Origin of the sequence: Salinivibrio sp. VGrn1, assembly GCF_009377995.1 — a bacterium.
GTDB lineage: Bacteria > Pseudomonadota > Gammaproteobacteria > Enterobacterales > Vibrionaceae > Salinivibrio > Salinivibrio siamensis.
In genome coordinates, this window is record NZ_SATA01000002.1 from 233,675 (window position 1) to 254,548 (window position 20,874).

Annotated in this window: 20 protein-coding genes; 9 read left to right on the forward strand and 11 right to left on the reverse strand. The window is 51.4% G+C overall.

The window, feature by feature from the left end; genetic code table 11:
* Positions 1-53: 53 nt before the first annotated feature.
* On the reverse strand, positions 54-680 hold the full coding sequence (locus EHW56_RS04085; RefSeq protein WP_152794168.1) for a DsbA family protein: 627 nt from the start codon (positions 678-680) through the stop codon (positions 54-56).
* Positions 674-1,543 (reverse strand): MBL fold metallo-hydrolase, encoded by an 870-nt coding sequence (locus tag EHW56_RS04090; RefSeq protein ID WP_152798696.1) that lies wholly within the window; start codon positions 1,541-1,543, stop codon positions 674-676. The genes EHW56_RS04085 and EHW56_RS04090 overlap by 7 nt, the downstream gene beginning before the upstream one ends.
* A gap of 176 nt (positions 1,544-1,719) precedes the next feature.
* On the opposite strand from EHW56_RS04090, the gene EHW56_RS04095 reads away from it, so the two are divergent.
* Positions 1,720-2,622, forward strand: coding sequence for a LysR family transcriptional regulator (locus EHW56_RS04095; RefSeq protein ID WP_152794172.1), 903 nt, complete (start codon positions 1,720-1,722; stop codon positions 2,620-2,622).
* A 56-nt stretch (positions 2,623-2,678) separates the two neighbouring features.
* On the opposite strand, the gene EHW56_RS04100 is transcribed toward EHW56_RS04095, so the two are convergent.
* From EHW56_RS04100 to EHW56_RS04125, 6 genes are all read right to left on the reverse strand, one after another.
* On the reverse strand, positions 2,679-3,158 hold the full coding sequence (locus tag EHW56_RS04100; protein ID WP_069587832.1) for a YaiI/YqxD family protein: 480 nt from the start codon (positions 3,156-3,158) through the stop codon (positions 2,679-2,681).
* Between the two features lie 64 nt (positions 3,159-3,222).
* Positions 3,223-4,344 (reverse strand): S9 family peptidase, encoded by a 1,122-nt coding sequence (locus tag EHW56_RS04105; protein ID WP_152794174.1) that lies wholly within the window; start codon positions 4,342-4,344, stop codon positions 3,223-3,225.
* Positions 4,345-4,371: 27 nt separating this feature from the next.
* Positions 4,372-5,130, reverse strand: a complete 759-nt coding sequence (locus EHW56_RS04110; RefSeq protein ID WP_152798698.1) for a MipA/OmpV family protein — start codon at positions 5,128-5,130, stop codon at positions 4,372-4,374.
* A gap of 75 nt (positions 5,131-5,205) precedes the next feature.
* On the reverse strand, positions 5,206-6,495 hold the full coding sequence (locus tag EHW56_RS04115) for a HAMP domain-containing sensor histidine kinase (RefSeq protein ID WP_152798700.1): 1,290 nt from the start codon (positions 6,493-6,495) through the stop codon (positions 5,206-5,208).
* Complete coding sequence (locus EHW56_RS04120; RefSeq protein WP_069587840.1) at positions 6,492-7,166, reverse strand: response regulator transcription factor; 675 nt, start codon at positions 7,164-7,166, stop codon at positions 6,492-6,494. The genes EHW56_RS04115 and EHW56_RS04120 overlap by 4 nt, the downstream gene beginning before the upstream one ends.
* Before the next feature lie 129 nt (positions 7,167-7,295).
* Complete coding sequence (locus tag EHW56_RS04125) at positions 7,296-7,982, reverse strand: type 1 glutamine amidotransferase domain-containing protein (protein WP_046075760.1); 687 nt, start codon at positions 7,980-7,982, stop codon at positions 7,296-7,298.
* A gap of 261 nt (positions 7,983-8,243) precedes the next feature.
* On the opposite strand from EHW56_RS04125, the gene EHW56_RS04130 reads away from it, so the two are divergent.
* From EHW56_RS04130 to EHW56_RS04155, 6 genes are all read left to right on the forward strand, one after another.
* Entirely contained in the window at positions 8,244-8,786 is a 543-nt protein-coding gene (locus tag EHW56_RS04130) for a copper resistance protein NlpE (RefSeq protein WP_046075759.1), read from the forward strand.
* 447 nt (positions 8,787-9,233) lie between these two features.
* The gene (doeA, locus tag EHW56_RS04135) at positions 9,234-10,421 is read left to right on the forward strand and encodes an ectoine hydrolase DoeA (RefSeq protein ID WP_152798702.1); all 1,188 of its coding nucleotides are present in this window, start codon (positions 9,234-9,236) and stop codon (positions 10,419-10,421) included.
* 157 nt (positions 10,422-10,578) lie between these two features.
* Complete coding sequence (gene doeB / locus EHW56_RS04140) at positions 10,579-11,574, forward strand: N(2)-acetyl-L-2,4-diaminobutanoate deacetylase DoeB (RefSeq protein WP_152798704.1); 996 nt, start codon at positions 10,579-10,581, stop codon at positions 11,572-11,574.
* 10 nt (positions 11,575-11,584) lie between these two features.
* The gene (locus tag EHW56_RS04145) at positions 11,585-12,073 is read left to right on the forward strand and encodes an Lrp/AsnC family transcriptional regulator (RefSeq protein WP_152798706.1); all 489 of its coding nucleotides are present in this window, start codon (positions 11,585-11,587) and stop codon (positions 12,071-12,073) included.
* A 265-nt stretch (positions 12,074-12,338) separates the two neighbouring features.
* On the forward strand, positions 12,339-13,898 hold the full coding sequence (locus EHW56_RS04150) for an NAD-dependent succinate-semialdehyde dehydrogenase (RefSeq protein ID WP_152798709.1): 1,560 nt from the start codon (positions 12,339-12,341) through the stop codon (positions 13,896-13,898).
* 32 nt (positions 13,899-13,930) lie between these two features.
* A complete protein-coding gene (locus EHW56_RS04155) occupies positions 13,931-15,334 on the forward strand; it encodes an aspartate aminotransferase family protein (RefSeq protein ID WP_077607526.1) in 1,404 nt (467 codons plus the stop codon).
* Between the two features lie 77 nt (positions 15,335-15,411).
* On the opposite strand, the gene EHW56_RS04160 is transcribed toward EHW56_RS04155, so the two are convergent.
* The 3 genes from EHW56_RS04160 to EHW56_RS04170 form a co-directional block, all read right to left on the reverse strand.
* The gene (locus EHW56_RS04160) at positions 15,412-16,956 is read right to left on the reverse strand and encodes a BCCT family transporter (RefSeq protein WP_046075753.1); all 1,545 of its coding nucleotides are present in this window, start codon (positions 16,954-16,956) and stop codon (positions 15,412-15,414) included.
* A gap of 184 nt (positions 16,957-17,140) precedes the next feature.
* Positions 17,141-17,572: a hypothetical protein gene (locus EHW56_RS04165; protein ID WP_152798711.1), complete on the reverse strand. Its 432-nt coding sequence runs from the start codon at positions 17,570-17,572 to the stop codon at positions 17,141-17,143.
* A gap of 161 nt (positions 17,573-17,733) precedes the next feature.
* Positions 17,734-18,033: a hypothetical protein gene (locus EHW56_RS04170; protein ID WP_077578378.1), complete on the reverse strand. Its 300-nt coding sequence runs from the start codon at positions 18,031-18,033 to the stop codon at positions 17,734-17,736.
* A gap of 878 nt (positions 18,034-18,911) precedes the next feature.
* Between EHW56_RS04170 and EHW56_RS04175 the strand changes: the two genes are divergently transcribed.
* Both EHW56_RS04175 and EHW56_RS04180 read left to right on the forward strand, forming a co-directional pair.
* Positions 18,912-19,517: a TetR/AcrR family transcriptional regulator gene (locus EHW56_RS04175; protein WP_108743082.1), complete on the forward strand. Its 606-nt coding sequence runs from the start codon at positions 18,912-18,914 to the stop codon at positions 19,515-19,517.
* A gap of 191 nt (positions 19,518-19,708) precedes the next feature.
* Entirely contained in the window at positions 19,709-20,866 is a 1,158-nt protein-coding gene (locus EHW56_RS04180) for an iron-containing alcohol dehydrogenase (protein ID WP_152798713.1), read from the forward strand.
* The last annotated feature ends 8 nt before the right edge of the window (positions 20,867-20,874 follow it).

Sequence of the window (20,874 nt, forward strand, 5' to 3'; positions counted from 1 at the left end):
ATAATGATCGCGACAAAAACCGGCGAGCCTCATGCTCGCCGTTTTTGTTTGCTTTATGCCTGAGTCAGTGTTTGCCACAGCGCCTGCCATGCATCTGGGCGGCGATAGTATTGGCTCACTGTGATAGCTTGCCATTGACCGTTTTGCTCCACCAGCATGGATGGAAAACCGCGTAAGCCATGCGCTGCCATCAATTGACGGGTTTGATTCACCGCAGGCATCACGTCATTTTCGGCGCGATTCATCGCCTGTTGCCAAGCCCCTGCCTCTATCCCCATCTCACTGGCAAGCTCTGCGAGCGTGTCAGCTTCATAGACGGAGCGACCTTGCTGATAATGGCCACGCTGGATGCGTTTCAGCATCTCTGCACCCTGACCATCAAGCTGCTGGGCAGCGAGGATGGCTTGCGCGGTAACAAAGGAGTCCAAAATTACCGGCTGGTCGCTTGCCACGCGGTCAAGATAGGTTTGACCAAATGTCTGTCCGGTTTGATCGGCAATGGTCTGATCCGCCGCCAAGATGTGTTGACGAAAGCTGTCTTCAATCGGCGCACGCTCACGCATACCACCTGGATGAAGCTGCAAGTTAATCTCAGGGGTGTTGCTCAGGCTTTCAATCAAGGTGGCGGCGCCAAAGCACCAGCCACACATTGGGTCAAAAATATAGTGGACGTTTACCATTCCATCTCTCCCATATGTACTTTGGCACCAATTTCCAAAGCCATCGGCAAACCCGCTTTCGGATATTTCGCTTGCATGGTTTTAATCAGCTCAGCACTGTCTTTGCTGTTTGCTTTCGCCTCGGCAAAGTCTTGCAAATACTGCAGGGCAAAAGTAATGGTGTCAGCGTTCAGTGCCGTGCCCGCGGTCATGTGTCCTGGGATCACGACTTTAGGCTTCAGTGCTGCCATTTCTTCTAGTTGTGCAGCCCAACCTTCACGCGCTTGGTCAGATTGTGCGTCTGCCATCCAAAGGTGAACATTGCCATATACAGCGACGTTACCCAGGATCGCCTTGTTGGCTGGGATCCAAAGATACGGACGGTGTGCCAACTCGCCTTTCGCGCCACGAATTTCAATTTTACGACCGTCCAGTGTCAATGACGTACGGGTATAAGCAGCAGGTACCACGGGATTTTGCGGCGCATTGTCACCCATTTTTGGGCCCCAAAATGCCATTTTTCCATCCAGTTTTTCTGCAATGGTGGCGCGTACTGCCGGTGTGGTGATCACGTTTGCGTCAGGGAACATGCCGTGCAGCACTTCCGCACCAAAATAGTAATCTGGGTCGGCTTGGCTAATAAAGATAGTGGTTAGCTCTTTCCCAGAGTCCAGCACCTTAGCGGCAATGCGAAGCGCATCTGCTTTAGTAAAGCCCGTATCAACCACCATGGCTTCGGTTTCGCCATACACCAAGGTTGAGTTTACGTGGAAGCTGTTACCATCCGCGTTATATACGTCCAAGTTCAAGGGTTCAGGGTTATTGGCTGCCATTGCGCTGCCGGTCAGTAATAAAGAGGCGGCTAGGGTTTTTATCAATTTCATTATCGTGCTCCGTGGGTTTGCATTCGGTGTTGAGATGCTGTGCAGTTTACGGGCTCGACTTGTTCGGATATATAGCTAATAATTTGCATCATTGTTTCATATTTCGATCATATTGATGCGTCGTCGCCATGCATTACACGATCGATATTGTTTATAGCCAACCTCGGAGCACACTCATGGATAAACTTACTGCGGCAAGAGTCATGGTAGATGTCGCCCTAACGCAAAGCTTTACCGCCACTGCCGAGCGTCTCGAGATGTCTCGCCCGATGGTGACTCGCCATGTCGAAGCGCTAGAAGACTGGTTAGGCGTGCGGTTATTACAGCGCACCACGCGCAAAGTATCGTTAACCTCCGCCGGCGAGCACAGCTTGCCACAACTGGAACAATGGGTTGAGCAAGCCAATGCCCTGACACAGCAATGGCAACAAGATGCGGGCTTGACTGGCAAAGTGCGGGTGGCCACCAGTATGTCGTTTGGATTCGCGCAACTGATCCCTGCGGTAAAGCCTTTTATGGCCGCTCATCCCGGGGTAGACGTAGATATTGAGGTGCAAGATAAGGCCGTCGATTTAATTGCAGAACGGATTGATATAGCCATCCGTATTGCGTCTAACCCCGACCCTTCCCTAATTGGTCGCCCGATCGCCGCGTGTGATTCCGTTTTGGTAGCGGCACCGGATTATTTGGCGGCCCATGCACCGATCCGTTCACCGGAAGATCTCACCGCGCATAGCTGTCTCAGTTACAAGCAGTTTGATCGACCGATTTGGCATTTAGACAAACGCGAGGAACACGCCGCGGTTGAAGTGCAAGGTAAGCTCTCAGCTAACGAGGCAACTACCTTACTCAGTGCTGCCATTCAGGGCATGGGCGTGAGCATGCAGCCGGTGTATCTGGCTCATAGTGCCATTGCGCGAGGTCAGCTAGAGGTGGTGCTACCCGACTGGCAGCCCAAAGCGATGGATATCTACGCCTTGTACCCGTCACGTCGCAACCAGCCACCAGCGGTCCGTGCGCTGCTGGATGCGCTGATTGCCCACTTCGCCAATCGCGAGTGGGCACCGGTTGCTATTTAGTCAGCAGAAAAAATTGAGTAAGGCGAGCTATTTAGTGAGAGAAAAAGCGCGCAGACTTAATCAGACGATTTTGCTCGCGCAGCATGATAACGCTGGGCTTTAACCAGCCATTTATCAAGCTGATTGGCAAAGGCTTGTTTTTGCTGCGGACCAAGCGGAGCAGGCCCACCTGTGTGCACACCGCTACTGCGCATGGTTTCCATAAAATCACGGATATTAAGCCGGGCGCGGATGTTTTCTTTGGTCAGCAATTCGCCGCGGGTGTTAATCACCGTCACGCCCTTTTCAATCACTTCATCCGCGAGCGGAATGTCTTGGGTGATCACCAAATCGCCCGCCTCTGCCTCGGCAACAATTTGGTTGTCCGCCACATCAAAGCCCTTTTCTACCTGACGTGAACTGGCGTAAGGCGACGGCGGTAAACGGATAAACTGGTTGGCAATAAAGGTGGCTTGAATGTGCGTTCGGTGTGCCGCGCGCACTATCATCTCGCGCATCGCGACCGGACAAGCGTCCGCGTCTACCCATATTTGCATGCTGGTTCTCTTAACGTTAGCGTCAATGCCTGCATTAAACCCCAATTCACCGCAAATTGAAACGTTACCCCTGCGTCATATCCGCATTTAGTACTGGCTTTACATCGCTTGGCTGCTCAGGCGCGCAGATATTAGTCTGTGTTGGCCGCCCGCTCTTAAACTGCGCTAGCCAAGACGTTAAGCATGGCATCACACCATCTGCAAACGCTGCCCCCCCTTGCCACCAAATCCGTGCCAGTGTTAACCAGCGGTGACGCTCACTGTGTGCATTGGCGATATTATCGGTGCGCAGTAGGCTGTGGTCGGCCTGTTCAAACACACGCACGTGATAAAAAGGCAGCGGCGCTTTAGCAAGCAGCTGGTGATACGTAGAAGCGGTTTTATCTGAATCGACATAAGCATCCCGCGCACCAAACAACGCTAACATGGGCACGTCGAGATCGATTAAATCAGCAGTCACATCCGAGGCCCAATTACGTTGTACAAATTGCCAAAAGGCCTCGCTCATGGGCGCTTTCTCATCCTGTTTTACGTGGTTGAGGTACTGTTGATACGACGCGCCGGACTGGATCAAGGCATCCACTGTCGCCTCGGCAGCTTGCTCTTCCGCAATCGCTGATTCACTGTATCCGGCGGCTAATCGCCGTTGATGTCCAGAATACTCGGATTGCGCCATCCAGTTGACTGCTCCACCGACACTGATCAGAAAATCGATGTTTTCGACTTGGTGCGCCACCTTAGGGATCACCCAACCAGCTTGACTATAGCCCATCAACCCCAGCTTGCCATCCTTTAGCCCCAAGGTTTGGCGCAAATAGCGAATCGCCGCCGCGACTTCATCGGCCCGATCTTGCATCGATTGCGACCGCCAATCCCCGCTCGACTCTCCCACTCCCGGCTTATCCCAAGACAACGCACACCACCCATTCGCCGCTAACACTCGCCAGAATGGGAGGTAATAACCAAACGCATCGGTCGGCACGTCACCAGAGCCATGCACAAACACCACACACTGATTCGGGCTCTCAGAACCTAAAGGTAAAATTAACTCACCCGTGAGCTGATTATCGCCTGTGTTAAAGTGAATGGCTTGACGCTTTAGCCCCGCGTTTGGGTCATCCATGGCTATCACCAAAAACGTGCCCATCAGCACCAGCGCTATCAAACCTCGCTTTAGCCACTTCATACCCTTTCTCCCTCCACCCAATTACCGCTAAAAGGTGTATAAATAGCCGGTATTGAACGACCACAAATCGTCTCTATCAACAATCGGGCTGTCTGATACTTCATCGCCATAGTGGCGATAGCCCACCCCCAACAACAGATGATGCGCGCGGCCAAGCCTGTAATAGAGATTGAGGTCGGATTGAAGCATGCAGGTTTGATCAGGTTGATAAGTGGGTCGGCCAGCTTTGGTGTCTTGGGCTGACACACCGACATAATAACGACTTACCGCGCGACCCACACAAGTCAGTGACACTTGAGGATCAAGCACCCACTGGCCTTGTTCCATCGGCGCGCCATAGCGGCCCACCACCGCGCCACTGTTATAATTATCCGAGATATCATGATGGTAGCCGAGCTCAAAATAGCCCACCGACGTTATCCAGCCGGTGGTTAGATTAGCGGTATACACCGTATCGAGACTTTTCATATCTTTGAGGGTTTTGCTGTCACCGCGGGCGTGATCGCCAAACACATCGTCGCCCACGCCCGCCGACACATACCAGCTGTCGCCCTCGGCGAGATACACACCTAGGGTATCGTTGCGATAAAAAATCCCCTCCCATTGCGCCTCAACCACCAGCTCAATGTCTTGGTCATCTTCACCACCGAGATATATCGACGGCTCGGTATAGCCGGCTAGGCCGACAGTCAGATAATTATCCGCGGACATACTGTCGGTTTGCGCATGCCCGGCTAAGGGCACCAAGATCAAAACGAGACAGATAAGTGTGACAAATGGGTTCACCGGCGATTCTCCATAATGGCGAAATAGTAACTGAGAGTTCGCCCTTATCTTGAAACAACCGGTATTAAGAAAACCTTAAGACTCTCCCGTCATTTTGTGCGCGGCTTCCCAATTGATAACCGCCTTCGCCATCTGAGCGTCGCACTGAAATTCAAAATGCCAGTTGAGCTGTCTGGCAATGCGCTCAACAAGCTGTAGGCCTAGACCAAATCCGATCTGATTCTCGTCCACGTCTGAATCAATAGGGTTGGCAATCGAAAACTGTCCGTTGGTGATCTTAATCTCAATCGCGCCGGGCGCACTGTAGGTGAGCGCATTGCGAATCAGGTTGGTACTCGCAATACGAAACAATTCCCTCTCAATAGAAATAGGATCACTATGATTATCGATATGGACAGTCACTGGCTTATGCGCTGCAAGATACGCCAGCTCATCCACCAGAGTTGCGCAAAGCGATCCTAGGTCGACCTTTGATTGGCGAACCTTATCTGGATGTTGCCGTGCCAGCCAAAGCAGTGATTCAGACAGTGCCATCATATTGGCGTTGGCACGCGAGGCACGCTGCAAGGCCGGATAACTGGCATCCTTGTCATCGATGCGCAGTGACAAAGTATCCAAGGATGCTTGCATAATCGCCAACGGCGTACGCAGTTCATGGCTGGCATGCTTTAAAAACTGTTGCTCCCGTTGGTTATGTTCACGAACCTGTTGCAGCGAGGCCATCAAGTGGTCGGCGATTTGGTTAACCTCACGTACCGAAAAGCGCACATCGATAGCTTGATCAGGGTGTGTTTTTACCCGCGCCGACCATGCCACCAACTCTTTGAGTGGCTTCAATGCATTGTTAAACAAAAGCCCAATCACGGTGACAAGCACCAGCATAAAAGCGGTAATTAACACGCTGGCATCGGCCAAAGAGCGCTCGACAATCATGGCGGCTAATGCTTCGATTTTTTCTGCCGCTTCAAACTCGACCAGGTATAGCCCTTGCGATAGGTGCTGATCGGAGTACAACAAGTAGCCATACTCACGCGTTCCACTGTCATTAATGCGCTGAATTTCAATTGGATCATCGGGCTGTATCGGCTCTGAGGAAAACAAATCACGCACCGATGTCGGGATAGCCTGCCAATCTCGATACGCACTAACAGTGTTGCTTTGGGGCAATGGATAGTTAGGATCGGCGGCCAGCTTCTGCTCTAGCTTGATAGCATCTAGCCGCATGTAGTTTTTGCCTGCCTGACTGATTTGATAAAAGCTAAACACGGTGACAAGTGCCAACAACCCGATAAAGATCGCCACCGCCATGAACACAAGCTGGCGGCGTGATTGTGCGGCAAGGCTTCGAACAGGGCTTTGGCTCATACCGGCGCGGCCTCAGAGAGGGACAAACCAATACCGACATGGGTGTGGATCAGCGTTTTAGCAAAGGGCTTATCAACCACTTTACGCAAATGGTGAAGGTGCACGTTAATGGTTCCTTGGCGCACATCATCGCTGGCCCAAATCGCCTCCTCAATATCGCTTTTGGACACCACAGTGGGTGAGCGGCGCGCGAGTAGCAACAGAATGTTCCAACCGATAGGGGTCAACTTAAGCGGCGTATCACCGCGCGACGCGATATGCTCTTTGGGGTAAATCGTCAGATCAGCAATGGTAATACACTCTCGTACCGGTTGATGACGTCGATGCAAGGCCTGTAAGCGTGCGAGCAACAAAGGCATGGTGCAAGGTTTGACCACATAATCATCCACGCCGGCGCGAAAGCCCTCAAGCTGGTCGGTGTCCGCGCCGCACGCAGTCAGCATTAACACCGGGGTATCGATACCCTGCTCACGCAGCTCACGACAAACCGCCATCCCTTGAACGTTGGGCAGCATATTGTCGAGTATCACACAATCAAACGTCTGCTGGCTGGCAAGCTGGATCCCCGTTTCGCCGTTATAGGCAAAATCACAGTCGATATTATGCAGCTCTAAATATTCTGACATCGCTAAGCTGAGATCGTGGTCATCTTCAATGATGAGTATTTTCATACGGCGTGCTCTTCTATCCGTGTCGCTTTTAATCTACACGAATCCATTGGATAAAAAACACCCCTCTTAATCTCGTCCAATACAAAAAAAGCGCCCGCAGGCGCTTTCATCGAGAGACTATCATATGACTTACTTTAGCAATGCCAACACCGCATTGACGCAGGCTTCAGATGACACCGGATTTTGCCCTGTCACTAAGTTGCCATCAGTAACCACATACGAGGTAAAGTCATCCGCTTTCTCATAAAGACCGCCGTTTTCTTTGAGCATATCCTCAACTAGAAACGGCACCACCTCAGTCAAGCCAACGGCGGCTTCTTCGCCATTGGTAAAACCAGTGACCCGTTTCCCTTTCACTAGTGGCTCGTCGCGATCTGAACGCGTATGGCGGAACACTGCCGGGCCGTGGCATACCGCACCAACGGGTTTGCCCTGATAATAGAAGGTCTCAATCAGCTGACGAGATGTCGGATCTTCCGCCAAGTCCCACAATGGACCGTGTCCTCCGGGATAGAAAATCGCGTCATACTCATACGCATTCACATCGCTCAGCTTGACGGTGTTATTAACCATATCTTGCAACTCCGCATCGCCATCAAACCGGCGTGTGGATTCCGATTGCGCATCTTCCGCTTCGCTGTTCGGATCAATCGGTGCCGCGCCACCTTCCGGGCTGGCAACTACAATGCTCGCTCCAGCATCTTTAAACGCGTAATAAGGGGTGGTGAACTCTTCAAGCCAAAAGCCTGTCTTGTGTCCCGTATCGCCCATGGCATCGTGAGATGTCAGCACCATCAAAATTTTGTGTTGTTGCATCATCGCTCCTTATTGTCACGCGTTTGGGTAGTATTTGCTTGGTTTTCATTGAGTAGACTAACAAGACATGAGTGTTAACGTAAAAGGTGGTCGCTTAGATCACTCTCATCAGTTGACGGTTTTTTTACGTTTATTGTCTAACTCTGACCTAATGCTAGCGCAATAATGACACCTAAGCGCAGCAAACGCCTATCATGAAGTCATTCATCGCTGGTCCCCAGCAACGATTTAGCCTTTAAACATTGATTAAACGAGGTAAACATGAAAAAAACCTATTTACTCGCACCACTGGCACTGGTTGTCGCACTGGTTGGCTGTGAACAGCAAACCAACGAACCACAAGAGGCGCAATCGCAAGTCGAATCTAGCTTAGACGACGCCCAAAATGCAGTGAAAGAAGGCACAGAGCAAGCGATGGATAGTGCAGAAAACGCCATCGATAGCGCAGAAAACACCGTTTCTGAAATGGTTGATCATCATAATGCAAAAACATCACTAGACTGGAACGGTACGTATCAAGGTGTGGTGCCCTGCGCCGACTGTGAAGGTATTGATACCACACTAACACTGAACCCAGACAACACGTATTCACTCACCAAAACCTATCTGGGCAAAGAGGGAGAAGCTCTTAAAGAATCAGGCACCTTCAAGTGGGATGAAACAGGCAGTGTCGTCATCCTTGAAGGGCTGACTGACAGCCCTAACCACTTCTTTGTGGCGGAAAACCAGGTGATCATGCAAGACATGAATGGCGAAACCATCGAAGGCGACCTTGCTGAGATGTATCACCTGAAAAAGCAGTAATCTACCAATATAATCTTACTTGATAAGAGCCTAGCGCTTGCCCCATAAACCAGCACTAGGCTCTTTTCGCGTATTTCGTATCCCCTTCCCACGCTTTCCCGCTTCACGCCAACACTTGCCTGTCTGCACAGATTGGCAGTTTAGTGACAAATTTATTGCTAATAAAACTTGACGGGTTTTCACTCCATGGTTTAACACTTAACTAGAGGCGAAACAAAATCTTATCCGGTGAGCAGGCCGAATGGGCTCACTGAGCAACAGCCGCACCAGACAGTAGAGTCGCCTAGACCGGACCGCGCAACACTCGCGCTTCCTCCGTTTGTTCGATAACAAGACCGAAAAACGGCACCTTTCTGTACCGGTAATCATACTTGATCCAAGTTTGATTACCGGTCAGTAGTACGTTTATAAGCACCACAGTCGTGGTATTGAACAGGAGTCACGCGTATGAGCGACGTTGTATTGAAGTTCTCTTACGAAGAATACAGCGCCCGTTTAGCCAAGGTTCGCTATGCCATGGAAGAACATGAAATCGACACCTTGTTAGTACACGATCCATCCAACATGGCGTGGCTTACCGGTTACGATGGCTGGTCTTTCTATGTGCCTCAGTGCGTAGTGATTGGCGCAACGGGTGACCCTTTGTGGTTCGGTCGTATCCAAGACGCCAACGGTGCGCTGCGTACTGTCTACATGAGCGCTGAGTGCATCACCTACTATCCTGACCATTACGTGATGAATCCACCGCTCCACCCCATGGAGTACCTTTGCAATTACGTCCTGGCAGAACGTTATTGGGATCGTGGCCGCATCGGCGTTGAGAAAGACAACTACTATTTCAGTGCCACCGCCTTTGAGTCGCTCAAAGAAAATCTACCGATGGCAACCCTCGTCGATACGACTGGGCTGGTTAACTGGTGTCGCGCGGTCAAATCCGATCAAGAGCTCACCTACATGCATACGGCCGCCCGCATCGTGGAGAACATGCACCGCGTCGCCTTTGAGATGATCGAGCCCGGCTTACCCAAGCACCTACTGGTGGCCGAAATCAATAAACACGCGGTGGTCGGCCACGATGGTCACTTTGGGGATTATGCCGCGATCGTGCCGATGTTACCCTCGGGCGGTGATGCGGCAGCGCCTCACTTAACGTGGGATGATCGTCCGTTTAAACGGGGAGAAGGGACCTTTTTCGAAATCGCCGGGGTGCATCGCCGCTACCACTGCCCACTCTCTCGCACTATCTTCTTAGGAGAGCCGGGCTATGAATTCTTGCGTGCTGATGAGGCTTTACAGGCCGGTCTCGAAGCAGGTCTCGCGGTCGCCAAGCCTGGCAACACATGCGGAGACATTGCCAACGCCCTCAACGATGCCTTGTTACGCTATGGGTTTGATCGAGAAGGCGCGCGCTGTGGTTATCCGATAGGATTAAGCTACCCACCCGATTGGGGCGAGCGCACCATGAGCTTGCGCCCAAGCGATCAGACGATGTTGCGTGAGGGAATGACCTTTCACTTTATGCCAGGGTTGTGGATGAAAGACTGGGGTATCGAAACCACAGAAAGCATTGTGATCACCCGCGATGGTGCGCAAACTTTGTGCGATCTACCGCGCCAATTGTTTGTCAAACATTAGCTTGGTATAACGAGTCAGAAACGGGGTACCCTACTTGTGCCCTTTTCTGTTCAGCCTGATTATTGATTTTAGCTACACTCATAAGGTGATGATTTAAAGATTAAACTTTACCCGTTTCCGCCGGATTGAGCGTCACAACAGATCACAAGGAGAGGTTATGGAACCCACCGCAATTGAAGCCACCGTCGATTTTCATGCCGATGGTGTACAGCATGGCTTTCTTAAACTGCCTCATTCACACGACCAATCCGCTTGGGGCTGTGTCACTATTCCGATCACTGTGGTTAAAAACGGCGAGGGGAAAACGGCCTTGCTGACAGGCGGCAACCATGGGGATGAATACGAGGGCATCACGGCGTTACTCAATACCTGCCATCAACTGATGCCAAACGATATCAAAGGCCGTGTGATCATCTTACCGATGATGAACGCGCCCGCCGTGACCGCAGGCACACGCACTTCCCCTTGGGATCAAGGCAACATGAACCGCGCTTTTCCTGGTTCACCAACCGGCAGTGTCACCGAACAAATTGCCGATTACTTCACCCGATATTTAATCCCACAGTGCGATACCGCTTTAGACATTCACTCAGGCGGTAAAACCTTAGATCTTATTCCCTATGCGGCGTCCCACCGCTTAGAGAATCTTCAGCAAGCCGACGCCTGTGCCGAAGGGGCTCGCCTGTTTGGTGCCCCCTATCAAGTGCAAACCACTGAAATGGATGCCACCAGCATGTACGACACGGCGGTAGAGCAACAAGGTAAGATTTTTGTCACCACAGAGCTTGGCGGCGGCGGCACCAGCACACCAGACTCCATAGCGATTACCCAACGTGGTATTCATAACTTCTTGGTATTTTCAGGGATCTTACAAGACGACTACCGTCACCCACCCATCGCCCCTATCAAACTCGAGTTACCAGATAAACATTGTTATGTACAAAGCGAGCACGCAGGGATTATTGAGTTCTCTGTGCACTTAGGCGGTACCATCAAACAGGGTGATTTAATTGGCAAAGTGCATAATATTGAGCGTACAGGGACTGAACCCATCCCCTACTATGCCGAGCGCGACGGTATTTTACTGGCCAAACGTCACCTCGGACGGATTTATATCGGCGATACCTTTGCGGTGATTGCCGAACCTGTTTAGCGGAGGGGCCATGAAGCTGGATAAATTTGATATCAAAATCTTGCAGATCTTGCAGCAAGATGGCCGTATTACCAAATCTAACCTCGCACAGGCGATCAACCTGTCTGTAAGCCCCTGCTGGGAGCGGGTAAAACGGCTCGAGAAAGCAGGTATCATCGAGGGCTATGGCGCACGTATCAATCCAGATGCGGTGGTAAAACTTAACACTGTGCTGGTCGAGATCACCCTTGGCCAGCATGATGTTGACAGCTTTCAACGTTTCGAACGTGCCATGCAGCACTGCGACGATGTCAAAGAGTGTTGGGCGACGGGCGGTGGGATAGACTATATCGTTCGCCTTGGTGTCACTGATATCGACTATTATCAGCGTCTGATTGACAGCTGGTTGACCGATGACCTTGGCATCAAACAGTACTACACCTATATCGTCACCAAACAGGTGAAGCGACCAGCCCTCACCTTACCACTTGAAACACCAGATGTTGCTGCCAATGGCTAATCATTGCTTGTCCTTGTTTGCGAGTACTCAATGACACTTCCGCATGAGTCGTTAACCTCTTGGCAATATCTGATCACCTGCTACATGATCACGGTCAATGCCCGTTTCTCTCATGACCAGAAAATTTTCTTCTGTCATTGCGCGGTTTCAGAAAAAAATTCGTTAATCCCCCTTCTTAACAAAAAACCTCTTTTTTGTTCATTGCATACAGTAACAGTAGGCAAACGCTGATAGGCAGCGTGGCGATTTTGAATCAGGAGGGAGTATGACCGTATTCCAATCACGCGATCTTAACTACGCTGGCAGCGCAGCCAATGCATTGCGTCATGATGTAGCCGGCAAAGCCAGTTCAGACGTTCTCGCGTACCTGGACGATCAGCGTCTATTTCGCCAACTTGCCTATGCCAATGGTAAATGGGTCAATGGCGATTCAGATACACCCGTGCTCAACCCGGCAACGGGCGAAGTGCTCGGCTACACCGCATCACTCAATGCTGCGCAAATCAATCAAACCATTGATGACGCCGAGACCGCTTTCCATCTGTGGCGTGCCGAGTCCGCCGAAACGCGCGCCAAGCTATTGATGAAATGGCACGAGTTAATCATGGAAAACCAACACGATCTGGCGCATCTAATGGTGCTCGAGCAAGGCAAAACGTTGCGCGACGCCGAGGGTGAAGTGGCGTACGGCGCGTCGTTCATTCAATGGTTTGCCGAAGAAGCGAAACGCGTGTATGGCGACACCATGCCTAGCCACATTCCCAACGCCCATCTGGCGACACTACGTGAGCCCATTGGGGTGGCAGCTTTAATCACCCCATGGAATTTCCCTAACGCGATGATCACCCGTAAGGCAGCAGCAGCGCTCGCGATTGGCTGTAGTGTGATCGTCAAGCCCGCAGAAGAAACGCCCTTTTCTGCGCTAGCGTTGGCCGAGCTCGCAGAACGTGCCGGGATCCCTGCAGGGGTGTTTAACGTGATTATGGGTGACGCGCCCATGGTCTCGGCCCAGCTTTGTCAAAGCGACAAAGTCAAAGCGCTGAGTTTCACCGGCTCAACGCGTGTGGGCCGCTTATTGCTCGAGCAAAGCGCCCAAACCGTGAAAAAGTGTGCCATGGAGCTTGGCGGCAATGCGCCCTTTATTGTCTTGCCTGATATGGATATTCAACAAGCGGCCCGCGCGGCCATCGATGCCAAGTTTCAAACATCGGGACAAGATTGTTTGGCCGCCAACAAAATTTTAGTTCCGCGCGACAAACATCAAGCCTTTGTCGATGCCTTCGCCGCATTAATGGATGAACTTGAAGTGGGTAATGGTTTGCTGCCCAGCACAGATATCGGCCCATTGATTTCGTCTCGTGCCGTGGATAAAGCCCAAGCCATTGTCGATGACGCCATTGCCAAAGGCGCGACCGTGATGGGCGGAAAACTCAACCCCAACCTAGGCGAAAACTTCTTTGCCCCTACGCTTATCACCAAGGTGACGCCCGATATGCTGGTGTATCAAGAAGAGAATTTTTGTCCTGTGGCGGGCGTGATTGCCTATGACAATCTAGATGAGGCAATTGCCATGGGTAACGATACCGAGTACGGACTCTCGGCGTATGTCTATGGCAATGATATTCGAGATATTTGGCGCTGTCTGCGCGGCCTTGAGGTCGGCATGGTCAGTGTCAACTCAGTGAAAATGACCGGTCACCCTATTCCATTTGGTGGCGTCAAACAGTCGGGCTTGGGCCGTGAAGGAAGCCGCTATGGCATCGACGAATTTAGTGAAATCAAATACTACTGTTTAGGTGGCTTGCCCACGGTGAGCGGCAGCTAATTCAGGTTTGCTGACGGATAAGGAGACTGATCATGCGTCCAGAAACAAAAGCCTTGTTGGAAAAAGACAGAAACACCGTCTTCCATGCTTCAACCCACTTGAAGCAGTATGCGCACGGCGAGATGCCAGGCCGAGTGATTGAGACAGGCAAAGGTATTCGCATCACCGATTCCGAAGGGGTCGAGCTGATTGATGGCTTCGCCGGGCTCTACTGCGTCAATATCGGCTATGGTCGGGAAGAAATGGCCGACGCCATTTATGAGCAAGCGAAAAAGCTCGCGTACTATCACACCTATGTAGGCCACACCAACGAAGCGCTCGTGACCTTATCGGAGCGCCTGATCAACATGGCGCCGGGCATGAGCAAAGTCTATTACGGCATGTCGGGCAGCGACGCCAATGAGTCACAGCTTAAAATTGTTTGGTACTACAACAATGCGCGTGGCAAGCCTGAGAAAAAGAAAATCATCTCTCGGGATCGGGGTTATCACGGCTCCAGCGTGGCATCAGGGTCACTCACGGGGTTACCACTGTTCCATGCGCACTTTGATCTGCCCATCGAGCGCATCAAACATACCATGGCCCCCTACTATTATCGCCGTGAAGACAGCGGCATGACAGAGCCTGAATTCGCGCAACACTGTGCCGATGAACTGGAGAAAATGATCCTTGCGGAGGGGCCCGATACGGTCGCAGCGATGATTGCCGAACCTGTACTCGGCACCGGTGGCATCGTACCGCCCCCCGAAGGTTACTGGGCGGCGATTCGCAAAGTACTGGATAAGTATGATGTCTTGTTGATCGCCGACGAAGTGGTATGTGGCTTTGGCCGTATCGGGAGTGATTTTGGCTCTATTTACTACGACATGAAGCCTGATCTTATTACCGTTGCCAAAGGATTAACCTCCGCCTATCAGCCACTGTCTGGGGTGATGATCGGTCACAAGGTATGGGATGTACTGGAAGACGGCACCGATGCGTGGGGCGCGATTGGCCATGGTTACACCTACTCTGGCCACCCACTGGGCGCGGCAGCCGCACTGTGTAACCTCGATATCATTGAGCGCGAGAATCTGACTCAGAACGCCGCGACCACGGGGGAATATTTGCAAATGAAGATGAAAGCCGCGTTTGCCAATCACCCACTGATTGGCGATAGCCGCGGGGTGGGTTTGCTCCATGCTCTCGAGTTTTCGCCTGATCGTGCCAACCGTAGCCACTTTGACCCTAGCCTTAAAGTGGGCCCACAAGTGGCCGCAGCCTGTATGGAGCAAGGTCTGATTGCGCGTGCGATGCCACATGGCGATATTCTTGGTTTTGCCCCACCCTTGGTGGTCACCCCCAACGAAGTGGATGAAATCGTCGCTAAAGCGCAAGTCGCCGTCGATAAGGTGATGGATAAACTCGTCACCAGTGGACAATGGCAACCCAAATAGCGCGATGATTCCTATCCAGTAAGCAAAAAAAAGCGCCGACAACTCGGCGCTTTTCTCATTAACAAACTCTGGTCTTACTAACTGGCAGTCGCCGGCTGCAATGCTAAGTTCGCTTCTTTCTCTTGCTGCATCCGCATCACCGCAATCGGGCCGGTGATAAAGGTAAAGGCAATCAAGAAAGACACAGGCACGGCGGTGATCACGATAAACGACTGAAGCGCATTCAAGCCACCATCGCCGGCAAGCAGAAGCACACCGGCAACCACACCCATCACAATCGCCCAGAACAGACGATGACGGCGAGTTGGCTGGTTGTCACCTGATACGGCCATCGCAATCGAGTACGCCATTGAGTCACCCGTGGTCGCCACGAAGGTGGTGGTCAGCAGCATAAAGGCTGGGATCAGAACCACGCTGTAAGGCAGCTGTGACAAGGACGCAATCAAGATAGCAGGCAAACCCGCATCCGCCATTGGGCCAGAAATGCTGCCAGGCGATTGCAACTCATAAAAGATACCCGTACCACCCAGTACCGAGAACCAGAAGTTAGTCGCAATCGGTGCACAGATAGCCACGGCGACGATCAGCTCACGAATCGAGCGGCCTTTCGAGATACGAGCGATAAAGATCGCCATCATGGGTGCAAAGCCAATAAACCAACCCCAGAAGAACCAGGTCCACCATGCATTCCAGCTACCGTTATCGGTATTCAGTGCTAGCGTATGCATATTGTTGAGGTAGTAGCTAAAGCCTGAGCCAAACTGTTCGAAAATAAAGCCAGTTGGACCCAGCACAATCACCACGCCCAACAATACGGCTGCACCAATCACATTCATGCGGCTCAGCCATTGTAGGCCTTTATCCATCCCCGTAAATGCAGAGATCGAGTAAATCGCCACGACGGCAGCCAGAATCAGCATCTGCATTGGCATGGTGTTTTCGATACCCACAAAGCTTTCTAGGCTGTAGCCAAGCTGGGTGGCCAAAAAGCCAATCGGACCGATGGTACCGGCCGCCACGGCAATGATAGAGCAGGCATCAATCACAGAGCCTAACCAGTGGTTTTCCAGCTTGTCACCGAGTAGCGGATACAGCAACGCACGAGGGCGCAGGCGCACACCCGCTTGATGGTGGGCATACATCAGTACGATGGTTGCCAAGGTGCCTAATACTGCCCAGGCTAAAAAGCCCCAGTGGAAAAAGCTTTGGCTCAGGGCAGGGGCGACGGTTTCCATCACACCCGCTTCCATGTCACCCAACGCCGGCGGCGGCGTCATGAAGTGATAAATAGGTTCCGCGGCTGACCAGAAAACACCACCGCCCGCAAGCAGGGTGCACATGATCATCGCAACCCAACGGAAACGACTCATTGAGACAGTATCCGTGGCGCCAAGTTTTAATTTACCAAATTTACTGCCGCCGATAGCAAGCGCCAGTACAAAATTGATCACCATCAACCACTGCCACCAGTAACCAAAAAGGTTGGCAGACTCAGAAAATAGAGACTGGATAACAGAAGAGAAGTGTTTCAGGTCAAACAAGGCAAAGGCAAGGAAGACAGCAACAAAGCCGATGGTAAACACGGCTACGAGACGGTCATTATTTTGTGTAGATTTAAGCATTAGTTCGCTCACAAGGTGTGTGAGGGAGGGGACTCTATCAGTGTGGCGAATGAATGACCAGAACAAATTGTTACAGTCAAAGAAGGGAAAAACGTGACAGGCATCACCTATTCAGCCATGGCGGGGGCTGAATAGGAATATGACATTTTTGTTAAGTGGGCAAAATTTACCCAACACCGTGTCGTCACGCTGGTGTCTTCGGTTTCTCTGCCTTATTCGCCTTACCCGTTTCGAGCACTTTTTTATGCAGCACCACGGTGGCGCGATACAGTTTAGGGTGAACCTGTGACTCGCCTTTTTTTGCACGATTACACGCCGAAATCACTGCCGCCGTTATGCAAGCGGCCACTTTCAGCTGTCCAAGCTGATAGGCATAGTTAGCAACCTTTATCGCCATAAAAATCGATTGGTCGCTGTATTTGTAATTACGGGCGGCGAATTTCTCAAAGCGGAGAAAGTCTTTGTGATAACCCTTAAGAATGCGATCAACGTGGCGATCGTAATACTTTTTATACTTGGCGTAGCTCCCTTTGGGGTTGCTCGCCATAATGTCTCTCACCCAGACAAACGATTGCAGCTGTTCCTTTTCAAATAAGCCACTCAGCCAGGCAAACATATGACCTCCCTACTGCTAGCTTAGCGGCCTTATTCTACTCAATTTCCGTGACTAATCTATGAAAAGGCGAAAGTAACTCATTGACTGGCGGTTATTTAATCAGTGTTGGCCGCTAACTATTACGAGGCCCCAATGGGCAACAGCGAGCGACCACAGAAAGATTAGGCTTGTGTGTTGATGTTAATGGTATAGGTGGCGTCCCCGACGGGGAGCATATGTAGGATCTGCTCGCCAAGCGCTGGATGGGTAAGCAGGTAATTGCCTTGCGGAAAGCGGGTGTCTTCCGGCCCTTTCAATACTAGGCTGAAGTTTTCTACCGCGTGTCCGCCCACCTCATCACCGTGGCCAGGATGGGTGTCGACACGCGCCAGCGTCATTGCGTATTCCGTATCCGTTCCATCAATGAGCGTGATCGTTTCATTAATCAATTCATTGACATGCTGGAAAGATAGTACATTCATCGTCCCTCCCGCGCCCCTCTTTGGGTCAATGCGCTTGTTAAAGCTTTACTGATAAGATTAGATGAAAAATTCGACAATGCACAATAGCTTAGTGATTTTTTCAATCGCTTAGAACGACAAAAGGCAACCCATCGGTTGCCTGACTAACGCTTAATTACGCTGACCCAGCCGCTTTAACTGGGCGGGTCTTATTCGACTTTGTTTTGTAGTAATACCACAAACGTCTGCTTTTGTTGTTCATCGAACACCTCTCAATCAGATTAATGAACGATATTGATGCCAAGCGCCGAATGCGGCGCCAATTCATAGTCTTATATTATTTCGTTTCGGAAAGCAAATTCGATCACTGTCAAGCAGCGATAAGGCGAGAAAACAGCCAGCTCAAGGTGCTAAATACGTATTCAATATGTCAGGTAGGTCAGGCGCAAGGCCCACAAAAGAGAAAGCCGCTCTATTGAGCGGCTTCAAGACGCATTCCTTGTTGGTTGTTGGTCAATGAACATGTTTCTTACATTGCCCCGTGTGCTCACTACGTTGAGCGTCCTCACCGCATGGTCTTGTGTTAATTGCCTGGCTGGCGGCTAACAAGGTGTCGTCATGGGCGCCTGACATTAACGGGGACTTAACGCATTATGTGGCGCGTCACTGCGCGCTAATCATCTACCAAATTGTGTGTCAGCTCAGCTGACATTTTCAGTAAAGCACACTTTTGCCACTGTGCCACGGCGTGCCGTTCAAATTGTGAACAGAGTAATAAATCTGACACAAACTGGGATTTCGCACAGCATACCGGCCTGATTTATGCCACCGAACCACGCCAACATAAAAAATTCTCGCACCACTAGACGACCGGTCTAATTTTCATTATGCTACCCCACATGAAATCGAGCAGCACCCAAGAAACCAGCACTCACAACGCGACCCACCAACACTTGTTGGAAACGGGCGTGAGCGTGATGGCGCAATTTGGCTTTAGCGGCGTCGGCCTTAGCGCGATACTAAAACAAGCCGGCGTGCCCAAGGGGTCTTTTTACCACTACTTTGCGTCGAAAGAACAATTCGGCCAAGCCGTGTTAGACCACTATTTTGCTTGCTACATTGCCGATGTAAACCGCTTACTGTCAGATAGCACGCTCTCTCCCATTGCACGTGTACACAGCTACTTCAGTCGCTGGCAAGCACAATATTGTAGTTTGGATCCGGTGCAAACGTGTTTGGTCGTCAAGCTGAGTGCAGAAGTGGCTGATTTATCCGAGCCAATGCGGCTGGCACTGCGCGATGGCACCGATCAGCTGATTAGCTGCTTGGCGAATACCCTCGCCCAAGATAGCGATGTGTTTGATGAAAAAACCGCGCTTACCACTGCCACGACCTTGTATCAGTTGTGGCTGGGTGCCAGCTTATTAACCAAACTGCATCGTAACGACAGTCATCTTGCACAAGCGATGACCATCACCGAAGAAAAGCTCGGGCTGATCGATTAATCCTGTTGTGCTCTACCCAGCACGTCAGTAACCAATAAATAGCAGTTGATGCGTGGCGGTAACACAGGTTGCTACCCCACCATCATCCCGAAACCCGCCAAGGCGGGTTTTTAACCGGCATTAACTAGACGACCGGTCTAATTTAAATAAACGCTTGATACCATCAAGCACAACAAAAGGAAGGATGAGCAATGAACAACTTTGAGTTCTACAATCCCACACGTATCGTTTTTGGCGAAGGTAAGATTGCCGAGCTGGATCGGCTCATCCCGGCCGATGCAAAAGTGTTGATTCTTTTCGGCGGCCAAAGTGCACGTAAAACCGGCACCTTGGATGAAGTCGAACAAGCGCTAGGGCAACGTCAATTTGGCCTATTTGGTGGCATTGAACCCAACCCGCGCTATGAGACCTTGATGAAGGCGGTCGAGAAAGTCGGCGCTGAAGGTTATGACTACCTTCTCGCCGTGGGCGGTGGCTCAGTGATCGATGGCACCAAATTCGTTGCCGCAGCCGCGAAATATGACGGTGACGCATGGGACATCCTCACCAGCATGGGCGGAAAAGTGGAAGCAGCGCTGCCATTTGGCTCTGTGCTCACTTTGCCTGCTACCGGCTCTGAGATGAACAAAGGCTCAGTGGTGACCCGTGAGTCAATGCAAGCGAAACTGCCGTTTATGAGCGAGCTGGTGTTCCCGCAGTTCTCAGTGTTGGATCCGGTGAAAACCTACACCCTACCGATTCGCCAAGTGGGGAACGGTGCGGTCGATGCATTTGTTCACGTGGTGGAGCAATACCTCACCTATCCTGCCAATGCGCCGGTGCAAGACCGCTTTGCCGAAGGCCTGCTACAAACCTTGGTTGAGTTGGGCCCACAAGCGCTGGAAACACCAGAAGATTACAATGTGCGTGCGAGTCTGATGTGGACAGCCACCTTAGCGCTTAACGGCTTGATTGGCGTGGGTGTCCCGCAAGACTGGTCAACTCATATGCTTGGTCACGAGCTCACAGCCCAACATGGCTTAGACCACGCCCAAACCCTTGCTGTTGTGCTGCCTGCGATGCTCAATGAGAAGTTTGAGCAAAAACAGGCCAAGCTCGCACAATTTGCAGAGCGCGTTTGGCATATTGAGCAAGGTAGCGACGCCGAGAAAGCCAAATTAGCGATTGAGAAAACGCGCGATTTCTTCGAGCGCATGAACGTGAAAACACGCATGAGCGATTACGATCTGGATGAAACCGCGATTGAGCCGTTGATTGAAAGTCTAACCCAACACGGTATGACCCAGCTCGGCGAACATGGCGATGTCACCCCGGACGTGTGTCGCCGCGTGCTGCAAGCCGCGCTTTAATCGCCGGT